Here is a 13,369-nt window from a genome sequence, read left to right as displayed (position 1 = left end):
TTAATTCCTTGGTGGCGCATCCCTGATTCGAACAGGGGACCTGCGGATTATGATTCCATGCCAAATGCCAATTAAATCAACGCTGTAGTTCCAATTTCCGCTCCGCAACTGGTCATCAAATGCGCAGCTAGAAGCCGCATGTTTGCTTGTGTTGCCCTCCGATTGCGGAGCAGGTTTCAGCGGGTCGGACCGACCTTATCGCCCTTGCGTTCTCTCACGTAATGCTCGGTCATTTGAATGGATTTGTGCCCCAGTTGTCGTTGTGCCTGACGGATATCGCCGGACGACTCAGCCGTGTCGGTCCCTGCCTTTGCCCGGAGGTCTCGGAACTGGAAACCTTCCTTCGGCACTCCTGCATCTTCCCGTGCAGCATAGAACCGCTGGCGCAGTGCGTCATACCCTAGACGCTGCCCGGACTCGTTCACGACGAGCGCGGTAGACGTCACCTTGCATCCGGCCTTGCGGGCACGGATGCGGGCGATCACCTTTGCCAATTCCCCTTCGACGCTGATCCGCAGCTTCTTCCCAGTCTTGTTCTGGCCTAGGTGAAGCATTCCATCCCGGATATCCCGCTCGTCGAACTTCAAGGTGTCGGCCGGGCGCTGGCCGGTGAGATAGGCCAGATCCATGGCGTCTCTGGTAGGCCCGTCTGCCTTCGCCCAAACGCGCTTAAACACATCGTCCTCTACGTATACGTCCCGTCCGGTCTCCCGGTTCTTGCGGACGCCTGCGCAAGGGTTCGGTGCGTTGGTAATGCCAACTTCCCTGGCAAAGTTGAACACGTGGCTGAATAGGGCAATTTCCCGGTTGGCTCGGACGTGGCCCGGGTTCGGCGGGACTTCTCGCTTGTTCTCCACGTACCACTGCCGGGCCAAGTCACTGCGCCACGTCATGTACTGCTTGATGAGCTGGGGCTTGATGGCGTCCAAAGGGGCGGGCGGATCATCGAAGAACTTGTAGAGGACCGCGAATTCCTTTAGGTTGTCCGATTGGGTCCTGGGCGCTTTGGTGACCAGCACATCTCGGATATAACGCTCTGCCGCATATCGGAAGGTGGCCACCGGGGCAGACGACGGGGCGTTATCTCGCTCCAGGTCCGCCCACTTCCTGACGGCTTCCACCAGATCCGGCCCCAGCGGTATTTCCACCCGGGGTCGTCCGCCCATGTCGTAGTAGTAGTACACCGTCCCGCTCTTCTGCTTGCGGGCACGCATCCGAGGCGGGAGATTGGTGTTCTTGTAAGGTTTTCGGCCCATATCAGGCTGCTCTCAAAACTCGGGGCTGCCAGGCAGGCTTAGGTTGCTCTGCGCTTGGCCTACCCATGATATTGGCTCGGACGACCACCGGGCGCCCGCGGGCGTTGAGGTAGAACGGGATTCCCATCGTGCGCAGGCACTCGGCCTGCAACTGCTCGCGGTGAACGGTCTTGCCCTTGATGCGCTTACCGGTCTTGATGCCGGTTAGTTCTGCCATCTCTTCGGCGCTCAAAAACGTATCCATATCGCCTCCAAAACAAAGCCCGCGCTAGGCGGGCATCCAATACTTGCGGGTTACTTCCAGCACGCGCTGGATTTGGTCAGTCACAGGCCGATATCCTTGGCAGTAAGCGGCTCATCACCATCACCAACGCAAAGCTTGAGCTCGGCCACCAGATCGCGGATGACAGACAGGGTGAAGTCAAAATCGGCCATCTGTCGGTCGATGGCCTTGATCATCTGAAACGCCTGTTCGTGAGTTTCAAACTCAAGCCCGTCAACGAAATCGTCTTGGGATAGTTCTAGAATTATCTTCACCCTCCCTCCTTCGCCGGGTTAGCTGCTACCCAGGCTCGCGCCCAACGTTCCATAAGTACGCTTGTATGCGCCCAGTTTTCGCCATGACGCCAGATCAGATGCCATGCAATGCCGGGGTAAGTGTTGGCCCAGTCCTGGGATTCGCCTTCGTCCACAGCGTCTAACTGGTCAAAGGCAAGTCTCGCCAGCGCCACCAGCTCGTCGCGCTCTCCAATACTGAGCGTCACCGAAGCGCCATAGGGCTTGCAGTGCGCCTCGCGGGTGGCTATGGCGTCCAAGTCTTGCTTGTTCATCATTTCTCCTTCAATTCATCCAGCAGCTTGACCGAATCGGCATAGGCCCGCATGGCGCGCTGCTCGTCGATCTGGTCGGCCCCGAGGGTTTCGGCGCACTCGCGGAGCTGGGACAGGGCGCGTGCCAGCTTGGCATCCAGGTTGTCGGTGTATTCCAGGTAATAGCGCGCCAGACTTCGAAGCGCCGCTATTTCCTGAGCCGCTTCCATTTCTCCGTTCCCGCGCAGGCGTTCGATTAGGTCATCCATACACAGCGCCTCCGTCCTTGTGGTCGGGGTGGGCCTGGAACAGATCGGGCCTGCTGGCCTTCACCATTTGCTCGACGATGCCGGGGAAAGCGAGCAGCACCGCTTCGTCGTATGTCGGGCAGTGAATTAGCGCCCCGACGTACAGCGGCCGGAACGTGGCATCTACCAGATTTCCGAAGTTGTATTTCGGCTGGACCCAGCACCAGCCCTTGTAGACCTCGATTTGTGCCGGACATCCGGGCTGAGGCGTTGCATACAGGCCATGCACCAGCGCGCTGTCCTTGTACCCTTCCAGGGCGTAATGCTCCGGCGTCATATAGCAGGGGTCGCCCGGCTTCCATTCCAGCCGATACCCTAGGATTTCGTCAGGCATCGCTGCCTCCGTTCATCTGCGCGCCCGGTTGCGCGGACAGGGCGGCGCTCAGTTCATCGTATGCCTGTCGAATCCGCACGACTTCGTCCATGACTGGCTCCCGATAGATCAGTTCCGGATCATCTTCCTTCCGCGTGTCCGGCCCATCAGCCTTAGCTATGGCGGCGAGTGCTTTGAAGACCTTCGATCCGCACGTTTTGATTGCATCGCGCTCAGCCTGCCATTCCCGGTACCGCTCCAAGCTGCCCTTTGCGCTGGGCTTCGGTGCCGTGACGCCCTGATGCTCGTCGAGCCAGGCTTGCACCTCGCCGCCCGACCACATCTTGCGCAGATGCGTGGGGAACAGGATGCGCACCGCCTCGCTGGCCTGGGGCGCGGCATCGAGTTTCGCCTTTTCTTCGCAGCTCCAATACTGGACGGGAACATGCCAGGGTAGTTGCGCCTCCCCGGCTACAGGGGCGCTTGCCAGGGCGGCGCGGGCCATGTCAACGAAGGTAGACCAGTAGCTGGTCGGATTCAGCGTTACGCTATGGTCCGGCTCGGCTTTGGCCCAGGCCGTTTGCAGGACGCGCGCGAGGGTGTCCACGTTCGCCCGCTCATCGGCTACAGGGGCGCGCAGCTTGGACAGCAGGGCCTGCGCGCCGGCCAGCACGTATTCGCCCGGCTGGGTGGCGTCAGACGGGCCGCTCATGTTGTGGGCGTGCTTGACGGCTGCGCGGATTTCGTCGCCCGTGAGCGGGGCGGGGGTGTTGGGGTGGGTGTTCAAATGAGCGCTCCTTGTTGCGGCGGCAGAACGTCGGGGACATCAAAGGACCATCGTGCCGGCGCGTTGTTGGATTCGATTCTCTGGCGCATGACCGCTGCCCGCGCCTCCTTGGTGGGCGGCGTGTACGTCCCACGCCATGCTTGGTCGATGCCGATGTTGCGTCCGATGTTGGTGCTATCCGCGCTGGCGAAGGGCAGTCGCCCGAATATCTCCGGGTCAAGCATCCGGAGGCCGTGAAGCTTGCACATGGGTCGCCCGTCGTCATCGCAGACAACGCGCATGGCGCGGGCCATCTGGCCCCACCAGGTCGCCGTCCCTATGGTTGCGAACTCGCCCGAGCTTCCGATGCACACACGGGGCCATGCGCTGGCCAGTCGCTCAAGGCGGGTCAGGGATTCGTGCATGTGCCACACCGGCGCTCCAAACCAACGTGGCAACGGCCATTCAGCGAGCAAGGAATCATTCGCTGCCTCGTCGCCGTCAATCACGTCAGGGATGACCGCAAAGTCGCATGCGGGAATGCGCTGGCCAGCGGCGGCCCATTCGTAAAACGGTGCCCAGTCTCGGACAGGTTCTCCACGCTTCCATGCGCTGAATGCGCCGTTGTCTAGTGCGAACGACTGGCAGACCTTCGCAGCGACGCCAAGTTGCCCGGCGTGCGCGAATGACACAAAGGCATGACCTCCTGCCACAGCCGCCACTGCGGCCGTGTCCGGCGTAATCGGCAGTCCGTGGTAATGGATCATGTCTACCCCCCCTGCTGCTGAGAGGCTGCAATCCCATCCAGCAGATCGCTCGCTTGGCTGATATTCGACGCGCACTGTCCGCAACTGCTCCAGTAGTCCGGCTTCTCGGGCTTTTGCTGCGCAACCTCGCGCACGAATTCCAGCATCCGCGCATCGCCGGCAGCGGGAGCGGCAACGGAGGCGCGGGCCTGCCATGCTTCCCACATCAGATTGGCGAACTGTCTCGCGAACGGGTAGCCTGCGCGCGTGCGTTCCCACGCTTCATACATCGATCGCTCATTCGTCGGCGCGTTGTTGCGAGCGCCAAGAATCATGCTTTCAGCTATGGCCCATTGATCCTCGTCCAGCACACGAGAAAGGTACTCGCCCAGCCTTCGGAGAGGCTCGGTGGCGTGGTCGACAGCGGCCTGAATGAACTTCTCGTCCTTCGCATCGTCCTGTGCGCTGGAGGGAGGGGTGCCAGGAGCGGCGGGGAGCGGCATCCAGTGCGTGGGCTGACGGACTTTGTAGTCCTCATTAGTTTCCCACCATGCGCCGCGATGGAACTTCACCGCGCGAAAGTTGCAGTCGTGAAGTCTGCCATCATTCCAGTAGCCGAGAATGCCGGTGCCGTCCTTCGGCGCTGATTCAATCGGCTTCCATTGTTGTGTCATTTGTTCACGCTCCAGGGTAGAAGAAGGACAGGGCGTATCGCCACAGGTAGAAGATGCCGACGTTCAGCATCACGAGGCCAGCGATCACGCCTAGGAGGCCCCATCGGATCAGCCAGCGTTCGAGAATGGCTTCATCAGGATCAGGAATTTCGTAGCTATCCATCACATCCCCCTCAGGAGCGCACGCTCCTTGGCTTGCATAATCAGGTCGTCGTAATCCAGAGCCCGCGCCACAATCTCGGCACGGCGCTCCATGTACTGCTTGTCGGTCGTGATGCCGTCAACGCGGTCGGCGTCGGCTTGCTCGAGTTGTTGCGCTAGGTCCATATCTGCTCCGTTAGGCGGGGACGTACTTGCGGATGCGGGTCTTGATCCTGTCGTAGGCAGTCTTTTGGAGGTAACGAGCCTTGGCGCGGGTTTCTCCGGTATCTATGAATTCCCATCCAGTGACGGCCTTCACCTCAATTACCCATAGGTGCGTTGTCATTTGCATACCTCCAAGGAATAGGGTGGCAGCCCCCAGCGGATGCTGCGGGTTCCAGGTGGGTTGTGCTGGGAGCTGCCGGGGATCAGAAGGGGATTTCCGAATCGTCGTCGCTGGTGCTGGGTGCTGCTTGGCGCGCTGCGGGCTTAGATGCCGGGCGCTGCTCAGATTCGTCGTTCTTGCCGCCGAGCATCTGAAGCTGGTCCGCAACGATTTCAGTGCTGTAGCGATCCTGGCCGCTGTCCTTGTCAGTCCATTTGCGCGTCGTCATGCGCCCGGAAACATAGACCTGCTTTCCCTTGGTCAGGTAGTCCGCGCAAATCTGCCCGAGCTTGCCAAAGGCGACTACGCGGACCCATTCGGTGCCTTCCTTGCCGGAAGTCTTCCAACCGACCGCCAAAGAGAAGTTGCAGATTGCCCCACCATCAGGGGCATACCGCACGTCAGGATCTTTGCCCAGCCTTCCGATGAATTCGCACCGGTTCAGGTCATTGCTCATTTCTTCTCCTTGGCAGCCGCAACTTGCTTCTTGATCGAAGCGCGGCATTTGCTATCCAGCTTGTCCCAGACAGCGATTTTGAATGTCTGATCGTCCGGGCATTCTTCCCAAATAACGAAGGCTTCCCATTCGTCCTCAGCGTCGAACTTCGCCTGGATCACTGCAGCCGTATCCAGCGCCTTGGCCTGGTCGTCTTCGCTCAGGCTTTCCAGCGCACCAGCAGTGGGCTTGGAGACGCGCGTCTTTTTCTCCCCTGCACCAGACGCCGCGTTGCCATCATCGTCGTCTTGGTAGACGCCGGTGATTGCCGCCAGAGCGTAACGACGGGCATAGGTCATCGCTGATCCATATCCTTGCGGGTCTTGCTTTGGAAGCGGCATAACCAGCGTGTCCGAGATCCATTCGCCTGACTCGTGCATCAGCATCGTCGTCAGGTGCAGGCGGTTGTCGTCGGACGGGCTGGCGGTCTGTATGTACACGATGCCCGCGGCGTTCAGAGCCGGTTTGACCGCCTCAATGACAGCGGGCAGGTCAGCGTACTTGTTCTTGAAATGCGGGTTCGTAGCGTCCTTCTTGGCGAACTCCGTAGCCTTCTGGGCAGCCAAGAGCGCCGGGGCGATGGCCTTCACTGACTCGCTGTGTTTCATGATCTTGTTCCTGTTCGTCTAGTTGTTGCTGGTAGGCCAGCGCGGCGGCTTCGTCATCACGGCGCATAGCTTTCACCTGCCGCGTATTTGGTCCCACCTTCCTTCGCAATCCGGTCCTCTTCGTACTTGTCGAGCGTGGGACGCAGAATGCAGGTGGCAGTAATAAAAACGGCCCCGAAAAGAATCGTGAGGCCGTGGATTTTGAGGAAGGTCAGTAGGCGTTTCATGTCTCACCTCGGGCTTTGGCAACAGCAAGACGAGCAGCGCTTTCGGCTTCTTGGACTTTGGGCCCTCGCTGATAGGAGATATCCATATCCAACAGTGCTTCAAGAGCCTGAAGAAGGTCAGGCGCGGCGGCCATAAGGCGGGCGGTATGTTCGTCATTCTCCGGAGACCACCCGCTGAGCTTTGCTAGCTCATGGGAAATGCAACCTTGAGGCCCAGGCGCTCGGATCGACCAATAGTCCTTCTCAAGTTCGCCATATCCGGGGTCAAGATTCGGGGCTTCAGCAGTCCACGGCCCAGGCTTGTATGAGGCGGTCATTCTTTCTCCCATTCCGGCCAGAAGCCGCGAACAAAGTTCTTTGTTTGGTAGTCGGCAAGCTGGCCTATCGCCAGCTTCACCATGTCTTGGGCTGCTTGCCCCATGATCCCGTCATGGGCCTGTCTGAGAATCACCTCGGGCTTGTCTGCCTCCGATGCGAAGTGGTAAAGCTCGCAGGCGTCCGGGTTGTGGTTCTCCTGCCCGAGTTCTTCGACGATCTGGTGCCGCCACTTGAACAGATCCGCCTCGATGGCCTTGGCGACTTCTGCGTACTTCTCGTCGTAGATGTGCTGGGGCGGGTCGAAGGTGAATCTTGATCCCATCTCTATCTCCTACCACCCCACTACGCACGCGAGCGGGATAATTAGGGTTGCGTAGTACCAGCGCATGGCCCAGGCGTTGTGCAGCATGTGTTTGAGGGCGGCTAGCATGGCGGGTCCTTTTCGGCGCTATGTCCAGAGCTTGTGTCCATAGGCGCGGGCTTATGTCCAGAGCCAGGAATGACGACGCGTATGCTCTGTATGGCTTGGTGATAGGCCATGTGGGTCGGCCATTTCAACCCCGGTCGTTCAAACTCTTCTTGGGACATGCGCTCTATGGTCTGCACGACATGTTCCAGAGCTTCGCGTACTGCTTGCTCGGCGTAGCCAGCGGCATAGTCGTGGATGGCTTCAGCACTAACGCAATCGTTAGCTATGCCTCCGAGCACATTCCACGGGATCGGAGGAAGCGGCGGGAGTTTCACAGGGGAGGTCATGGCAAGCTCCACGGTCGGGTTTCGATTTCTAGCGGGCCTACATACAGCCGGAAGTACCCCGGCTTGCCCGGCGGCCTCACTGCATAGAAATGCCACCGCCAACGCAGCGCTAATAGGACGCGGCCAAAGGCGACGAACACGCCATCGCCTCGCCTCTCATCAACGAAGGTGCCGAATCGCATTTCAGTCTTCCTTGGATGCGGGATGAGATTTGAGGGCTTCTTCTAATATGCTGATCGCAAACTGGCGGTCCCGGCTACGGAAACCCTGTGCCTCGTCTGCCTTGAAAGTTTTCAGAATGAACTGAACGGCTTCGAGCAACACGTCGTCCCTTCGGACTGTCCTACTCAAAACAACAACTTTGTCAGGCTGGGAGCGCATCGCTTTGGAAAGGCTAAGCGGTTGCTGAGCGTGCGGCCCAGTTGTTTGTAGCTTTGATAACAGAGCCGCTACATCACTTTCTCGGTACAAGCGTTCGGCATTGTGCGGACCCGTAGACCAATGGTCGGCGTAGCAGCGGACGGCATTATCTCTAGGTACTTGGTCAGGGCTGAAAGCGTCCTCTTCCCAAGTCCAACCAGCTACTCGCATGCCAAGCCACGTAGCGCCGTTGCAGTCGATTTGCACGTGGTCTTCCATACGATCTCCAATCAGGTAAGCCCCCGCTCTCCCCCGGCATACCCTGCACGGGAGAATTAGGGGGAATAGTGGGGGCTTGAGGGGTGAGGGTGCCGGGTGCGAATCCGGCTTGATAGCTTTCGGCTGCATCGACATAACCAGACATTCGCCGGGCCAGCCTTCGTCCCGCTCTGGCTACGACATCGCTATCTGACGCCTTAGCCCATCGCCTGGGCGTACTGCATACCCTCAAGGGACGCGGCTACGTTCGGTCAGCGTCTGTCGTCCGGACCGATGAACCGCATCAGTGAGCGCAACCACGTCGCTTGAGAGTGCCGGGCTACCCTCCCGACTTGCGCCATATGTACGTGGCGTCGTCACTGCTCAACGGACTCGCACCGCATTGACACCGTTTTCGTACGGGCTACGGCCGACTGTTGCACGGCGCCAGGGAGATTGACTTGCTTACGTATGGCTAGGGGATTCGCCCCTAAGCCCGGCCGGCGCCGAAGAATCAGATCAGTTCGATATAGGACTCAAGTTTTGATCGGCAACTTCGCATTTGATCTTCCTTTTCTTTGATTGACCTGTCTTCAAGCGGGCAGGTATTCGCTTTCAAGGGAGATTTGGGTGGGGGTGACCGGAGCTGATCCCGGCATAGCAATGCCAGCGAACTTACTTTCCTAGCGCCGTGTGCCGGCATTCGGAGTTTTCGGGAACGCTGGTTACGCATCAGCCTGCGCATTCACCCCCAAGGATGCGGAGCCACCGGTACTGCTGTGGGACTCATGCGCTTTTTCGCGGAACGAATGAATAAAAGGCTCCGCATCCTTGGAGGTTCAGGGCTTGCGCGGCCCTGAGCGCGTATTCAAGCTGCCTGCCGGTTTTCCTGCTCGGCCATCTCACGGTAGTTCTGGAATTCAGCGTTGAACGCCAGTTCCAGCCGCATCCGCTTGTCCGAGTCCAGCGCAAGCCAGCACGCCGCCAGCTTCTGCATTCCGTTGCCGCCGTACTTCTGCATCGCAGCTACGGCTTGTTGGGTAGTGATCTGCATATCTTCTCCTTTGCCATTCGGGCTGCTATTAGGGAGGGGTTAGACGAACATGGCCAAAGATTGAATGTCTGTGTCAAATCTCACGCCGCAGCGCACAAGCGAGAGAACGTCGTCCTCAGTGGCAACTCGCGCAAGTTCCTCGATGTCAACGTCAAGCCAGATTTCGTCGTGCTCGGCAGAGCAAACCATGTCCCGGCTTTTCTCGCTGGGAACAAGGCGGTCAAGCATGATGAACGCGCACACATCTGGCCGAGAGTGCGCCGGGTTCTCGATCCTCTCAAAGAGGATGTACTCGTCGTCGAACTTTTCAAACACTGCTTCCAGATCGATCATCTCGTTCTCCTTGTTAATCGGTATGAATCCTGAAAGAAGCGGGATTAGGCAGCCGAGCGCTCAGGCCGGGAATTCAACTCTTCGTGGACCTCTCGCATTTCCTCAAGGATGGCTTCGCGCTCTTCGCGGCTGTCGACCATGTAGAAGGAATGCACAACTCCGATCCGGATGGTTCCTTGGATTTCCATCTTCGTGCGGGCGTTGCGAACCGTGGCCTTGAACGGGGCCGGGGGAGTGCGGGTTGCCATGTAGGCTCCTTAGTTGTTGTTCACGTGTCTGCGTCCTGTCACGGCGCAGGCAGATGAATCTGGTCTGCATCGCCCCTGACGGTTCCAGTTCGCAATACAGACACGCGGCTTAGAATCAGCTACCGAACAACGGAGGCGGCTATGTCCGTAGACGATCTGATCCAAAAGTTTGTAGAAACTGGCGAACTGACGCGGGACGAAAGTCAGTACCTGCGAAAAAACCTGACGAAGGCGCGCCTAGAGCACCTGGCTACTCGGCCTGAGGCCCGGAACAAGCTCGCCAAGCGTCTGTTCAAGCTGTCCAACGACTTGTTCGCCAATCCTGCGCACACCAATGACAAGACGTCGGCGCAACCCGTGAACACCGCTACGACCGTGGTGCGGTCTTCAATTGCGAAGGCAAGCGGTCACGTTGTCTCCGGCGGCGGAATCAATGGCACGGGTAAGTCCCGTTGACCTTCACACATGAATCGCAGCGCTGGCCACCAGCGGCGATTCAAATGTGGCCTCGATAGAGGCTCATTTGCGTCCCTTGCTCGCAGCGTCTAGGACTCCCAAGGGGCACTCGTCCTAGCGATCCGGTCCACCAGGTTGCAGCCCTGGCTAGGCAATTCCCGCGTGGTTCACCACCACTCTTACGGTCTGGGCATCCGGGCTTTCTCTCTCGGCGGGGCCACCGCCTGGCATGCCGCGGCTCCAAAACCGTTACTTGCTGCCCTTAGGGCTACGCGTTCTTCGGAATCGGTGCAGCGTTGGAATCAATTAAACCATTGCTTTATCTTAAAAGCAAGCAATGATTTAAGTCGAGAAGCAAAAAAACCGCCCGGAGGCGGCTGTAGCTAGGTGAGGAGGCCTTAGTAGACTTGGATCCAGATGACGGCGGCGATGACGACTATCACGCCTGCAACGTAGAGAACCTTCCAGGCGCCCAGGTCCTTCAGTTCGGACGCCAACGATGGATCACGGTCGAGGAGCAGGGAGGTGTCCGCGACAACCAGTTTGCAGCCACAATATCGGCACACGCGAGCGTCCTTGAGGATCAACTCTCTGCAGTCCGGACATTTGACGTGTGTGTCGGGGGTAGGGCGCTGCGCCTGGCTACGCAGGTTGGCGCTGACGAGCAGGAAAATTCCAGCCAATAGGGGGCTGATAAGGCACGCCAGGATGAACCAACCGAAGCCGCTACGACCGCGGCTGGAGGCGATCATGCCCACGACGATGGCGAACAACAACCAAAAGAAGATGATTGCGATCATGAGGCGATTCTAGCGTCCGCATAGCGCAACGGGAAGATTACTGAATTCCCATGTCGCATTTAGCGCTAAACACTGCGCCGCTACCGCCTTGATGAAGGGAACTGATCATGTGGCGGGAGGCGACCATCACCTTAGAGGATGGGAACAGCGTGTAGACCCAAAGGCCTGATTCATAAAAGACGAAGAACGATATCGACTCCAGGCCGTCACTAAACCTTACCGATGCGTCGGCACCCCGGGTGCCACTACCGGCACTTTGAGAGTCCTGAGTAACAACTCGGCCCACACCCGGAGTCGCTGTGCTCCACTGGAAAGACCAAGCGGCGTTCTTAAAACCATCCTTCACCCGTTCCGGATTGCCATCCTTGCTCTGGTAGCTGATCAAATGCCCTTCCGGCTGCTTACAGATCGCCGATAGAGTCATCACCTTGTCTTGTCCAAAGGCGATGTGATGAGCCGAGAGCAGCAGCGACAGGCCAGCCAACAATCTGAAAAATCGCATTCTGTGCCTCATTCTGAGTGCTTTGTATCGCCCGCCGCTTCGCGTTAATCGCAATCCGCCGGTGCCTTGATAGCCTTGAAGATGTTTTCGATGTGGCCTTTCCACGTCGAGTAGTAGCTGTAGCCCTTCGCCCGAGTGGCGGTTCCCTCTTGCCGCAGGTCGATCAGCACGGCGACGCTTGCTTTGGAGCGCCCCGGCATCTCTATGGTGATCAAGCCTTCGTTAGGGTTGGAGGGGTTTTGAACCACGCGGCCAACGTCGCGACATTGCGCTTGGTGTTCGTACAGAGCTTGGCTGATCTGCGCGATAGAAAGCGGAAACGTTTGTTCCGCTCTCAGGTGTTCGCTGTTCCGAATGTCGGTAGCTGAAATGTTCTGAAGGTTTCCGCATCCGGCCAGCACCAACGCCGCAGCACAAACGCCAATCTTTCTCATCTCGTCATATCCTCGAATATTGCGGCCGCGCTAGTAGCGGACCCACTGTCCCGCCTCGTCATCCCGCAGCCGAGCGCCAGCCCAGACGACCTGGCCGAGAACGCGCACCGGATGCCCGTTCTCAAGTGGGATATCCGCATAGGTCGGATTGAAGGACCGAGCGACCCAACGCTGCGTCAGCTTGTCCCGCGCCACCGTTTTGACGATCATCTTGCCGTCATAGTTGATGGCGTAGACACCGCCCGCGGCCAAGTCACGGATGGTTAGGTTTTCGTTCGGCACCACGAGCAGGGCGGCGCCGTCGCGAATGACGGGTTCCATGCTGTCGCCCTTGGCGTACACCACGCGTGCCTTACCGCCGTCAGCGCCAACTTCCTTTAGGAACGAGCGCCGGAACTGGATCATTCCAGTCTGTTCTTCGCTGTGTGCCTCAATCCCTTCACCAGCCGCCAGGCGCACATCAGCCAATTCTTGAACCATCTCGAATGCGTCGTTCGCAGCGTGCGCCTCAGCAGGGCCGACGTTGGCAATGACTCCCGTCTGGGTGCTGATTCGGAGCGGTGCAGTCACTACTTCTTTGGCACGCATTGGGAACAGATCTGCAGCTGCGTCCATATCAACTACTGACCCACGAGCGCTATCGGTTAGCGAGGCACGGGGTTCCGGCACATGGATAGTTGAAGTCCCTTCTGCATAGCCCTGCAAGGCGAAGAGCATCACGCCTTCGAGATGCTTCAGGCGCTCAGCCGGTAGGGCTTCGATCCTTTCCCTCTCAATTGAGGCAAATGGCCAGGGCGCCGGGACAGTCGTTTCGTCTTCCAAATCGTCACCCGGCAACCACCACGAAACAGGCAGGCCCGTCAGGCGAGCCAGCGTCTTGATGTGCTGTTTTCCAACGCGCCCGTTCGTCTTCCAGCCATTGATGGCTTGCACCGTAACCCCACACGCCTCCGCCACATCTTTAGCGGGAACAAGCCCACGCCCGATGGTCGCGGCAACTTTGCCAGCGAGATCCGCGGGAGGCGAGGAGAGGAGTTCTTGAATTAAGGCAGAGGAAAGCATTGCTTGATTGTGCTTGGGCGCAACGCGTGCAAGCAATGATTGCTTTTGATAAAGCATTA

General features: G+C 58.7%; 24 protein-coding genes. 1 reads left to right on the top strand and 23 read right to left on the bottom strand.

Going from position 1 to position 13,369, the window contains the following annotated elements; all coding sequences use genetic code 11:
* Positions 1–176 precede the first annotated feature (176 nt).
* The 19 genes from HV786_RS14745 to HV786_RS14655 all read right to left on the bottom strand — a co-directional run bounded on the left by HV786_RS14745 (position 177) and on the right by HV786_RS14655 (position 10,056).
* Positions 177–1,256, bottom strand: coding sequence for a tyrosine-type recombinase/integrase (locus HV786_RS14745; protein WP_128827826.1), 1,080 nt, complete (start codon positions 1,254–1,256; stop codon positions 177–179).
* A 1-nt stretch (position 1,257) separates the two neighbouring features.
* A complete protein-coding gene (locus HV786_RS14740; RefSeq protein WP_128827827.1) occupies positions 1,258–1,500 on the bottom strand; it encodes a DUF4224 domain-containing protein in 243 nt (80 codons plus the stop codon).
* Between the two features lie 80 nt (positions 1,501–1,580).
* Positions 1,581–1,793, bottom strand: coding sequence for a hypothetical protein (locus tag HV786_RS14735; RefSeq protein WP_128827828.1), 213 nt, complete (start codon positions 1,791–1,793; stop codon positions 1,581–1,583).
* Complete coding sequence (locus HV786_RS14730) at positions 1,790–2,086, bottom strand: hypothetical protein (protein WP_128827829.1); 297 nt, start codon at positions 2,084–2,086, stop codon at positions 1,790–1,792. The genes HV786_RS14735 and HV786_RS14730 overlap by 4 nt, the downstream gene beginning before the upstream one ends.
* On the bottom strand, positions 2,086–2,334 hold the full coding sequence (locus tag HV786_RS14725; protein WP_128827830.1) for a hypothetical protein: 249 nt from the start codon (positions 2,332–2,334) through the stop codon (positions 2,086–2,088). The genes HV786_RS14730 and HV786_RS14725 overlap by 1 nt, the downstream gene beginning before the upstream one ends.
* The gene (locus HV786_RS14720; protein ID WP_128827831.1) at positions 2,327–2,707 is read right to left on the bottom strand and encodes a hypothetical protein; all 381 of its coding nucleotides are present in this window, start codon (positions 2,705–2,707) and stop codon (positions 2,327–2,329) included. The genes HV786_RS14725 and HV786_RS14720 overlap by 8 nt, the downstream gene beginning before the upstream one ends.
* The gene (locus HV786_RS14715; RefSeq protein WP_128827832.1) at positions 2,700–3,473 is read right to left on the bottom strand and encodes a hypothetical protein; all 774 of its coding nucleotides are present in this window, start codon (positions 3,471–3,473) and stop codon (positions 2,700–2,702) included. Before HV786_RS14715 ends, HV786_RS14720 begins: the two co-directional genes overlap by 8 nt.
* Positions 3,470–4,219, bottom strand: coding sequence for a hypothetical protein (locus HV786_RS14710; RefSeq protein WP_128827833.1), 750 nt, complete (start codon positions 4,217–4,219; stop codon positions 3,470–3,472). Before HV786_RS14710 ends, HV786_RS14715 begins: the two co-directional genes overlap by 4 nt.
* Before the next feature lie 2 nt (positions 4,220–4,221).
* Positions 4,222–4,872: a DUF551 domain-containing protein gene (locus HV786_RS14705; protein WP_128827834.1), complete on the bottom strand. Its 651-nt coding sequence runs from the start codon at positions 4,870–4,872 to the stop codon at positions 4,222–4,224.
* A gap of 4 nt (positions 4,873–4,876) precedes the next feature.
* On the bottom strand, positions 4,877–5,035 hold the full coding sequence (locus HV786_RS14700) for a hypothetical protein (protein WP_158216665.1): 159 nt from the start codon (positions 5,033–5,035) through the stop codon (positions 4,877–4,879).
* Positions 5,035–5,199: a hypothetical protein gene (locus HV786_RS14695; protein WP_158216666.1), complete on the bottom strand. Its 165-nt coding sequence runs from the start codon at positions 5,197–5,199 to the stop codon at positions 5,035–5,037. Before HV786_RS14695 ends, HV786_RS14700 begins: the two co-directional genes overlap by 1 nt.
* Positions 5,200–5,441: 242 nt before the next feature.
* Positions 5,442–5,855 carry a single-stranded DNA-binding protein gene (locus tag HV786_RS14690; protein WP_128827835.1) on the bottom strand — a complete coding sequence of 138 codons (414 nt, stop codon included), beginning with the start codon at positions 5,853–5,855 and terminating at the stop codon, positions 5,442–5,444.
* Positions 5,852–6,502: an ERF family protein gene (locus tag HV786_RS14685; protein ID WP_128827836.1), complete on the bottom strand. Its 651-nt coding sequence runs from the start codon at positions 6,500–6,502 to the stop codon at positions 5,852–5,854. The genes HV786_RS14690 and HV786_RS14685 overlap by 4 nt, the downstream gene beginning before the upstream one ends.
* 56 nt (positions 6,503–6,558) lie before the next feature.
* On the bottom strand, positions 6,559–6,729 hold the full coding sequence (locus HV786_RS14680; protein ID WP_158216667.1) for a hypothetical protein: 171 nt from the start codon (positions 6,727–6,729) through the stop codon (positions 6,559–6,561).
* A 313-nt stretch (positions 6,730–7,042) separates the two neighbouring features.
* Entirely contained in the window at positions 7,043–7,369 is a 327-nt protein-coding gene (locus tag HV786_RS14675) for a hypothetical protein (protein ID WP_128827837.1), read from the bottom strand.
* 617 nt (positions 7,370–7,986) lie between these two features.
* Positions 7,987–8,442: a hypothetical protein gene (locus tag HV786_RS14670; RefSeq protein WP_128827838.1), complete on the bottom strand. Its 456-nt coding sequence runs from the start codon at positions 8,440–8,442 to the stop codon at positions 7,987–7,989.
* Positions 8,443–9,289: 847 nt separating this feature from the next.
* Positions 9,290–9,475 (bottom strand): hypothetical protein, encoded by a 186-nt coding sequence (locus HV786_RS14665; RefSeq protein WP_128827839.1) that lies wholly within the window; start codon positions 9,473–9,475, stop codon positions 9,290–9,292.
* A 39-nt stretch (positions 9,476–9,514) separates the two neighbouring features.
* Entirely contained in the window at positions 9,515–9,808 is a 294-nt protein-coding gene (locus tag HV786_RS14660) for a hypothetical protein (RefSeq protein ID WP_128827840.1), read from the bottom strand.
* Positions 9,809–9,852: 44 nt separating this feature from the next.
* On the bottom strand, positions 9,853–10,056 hold the full coding sequence (locus tag HV786_RS14655; RefSeq protein WP_128827841.1) for a hypothetical protein: 204 nt from the start codon (positions 10,054–10,056) through the stop codon (positions 9,853–9,855).
* 141 nt (positions 10,057–10,197) lie between these two features.
* Here HV786_RS14655 and HV786_RS14650 point away from each other — a divergent pair, with 141 nt between their 5' ends.
* Positions 10,198–10,512 (top strand): hypothetical protein, encoded by a 315-nt coding sequence (locus tag HV786_RS14650; protein ID WP_128827842.1) that lies wholly within the window; start codon positions 10,198–10,200, stop codon positions 10,510–10,512.
* 398 nt (positions 10,513–10,910) lie between these two features.
* Here HV786_RS14650 and HV786_RS14645 read toward each other — a convergent pair whose 3' ends face one another.
* From HV786_RS14645 to HV786_RS27325, 4 genes are read right to left on the bottom strand one after another with little or no spacing between them, the layout of a single operon-like run.
* Positions 10,911–11,312 carry a hypothetical protein gene (locus tag HV786_RS14645; RefSeq protein ID WP_128827843.1) on the bottom strand — a complete coding sequence of 134 codons (402 nt, stop codon included), beginning with the start codon at positions 11,310–11,312 and terminating at the stop codon, positions 10,911–10,913.
* A gap of 37 nt (positions 11,313–11,349) precedes the next feature.
* A complete protein-coding gene (locus tag HV786_RS14640) occupies positions 11,350–11,814 on the bottom strand; it encodes a hypothetical protein (RefSeq protein WP_128827844.1) in 465 nt (154 codons plus the stop codon).
* Between the two features lie 44 nt (positions 11,815–11,858).
* The gene (locus HV786_RS14635; RefSeq protein WP_128827845.1) at positions 11,859–12,248 is read right to left on the bottom strand and encodes a hypothetical protein; all 390 of its coding nucleotides are present in this window, start codon (positions 12,246–12,248) and stop codon (positions 11,859–11,861) included.
* Between the two features lie 30 nt (positions 12,249–12,278).
* On the bottom strand, positions 12,279–13,367 hold the full coding sequence (locus HV786_RS27325; protein ID WP_252870061.1) for a LexA family transcriptional regulator: 1,089 nt from the start codon (positions 13,365–13,367) through the stop codon (positions 12,279–12,281).
* Positions 13,368–13,369: the final 2 nt, after the last annotated feature.

This window comes from Achromobacter mucicolens (assembly GCF_902859725.1).
GTDB classification, from domain to species: domain Bacteria; phylum Pseudomonadota; class Gammaproteobacteria; order Burkholderiales; family Burkholderiaceae_B; genus Achromobacter; species Achromobacter mucicolens.
The sequence above is the reverse complement of the archived record's forward strand: the minus strand, read 5'-3'. Positions and strand labels throughout refer to the sequence as shown.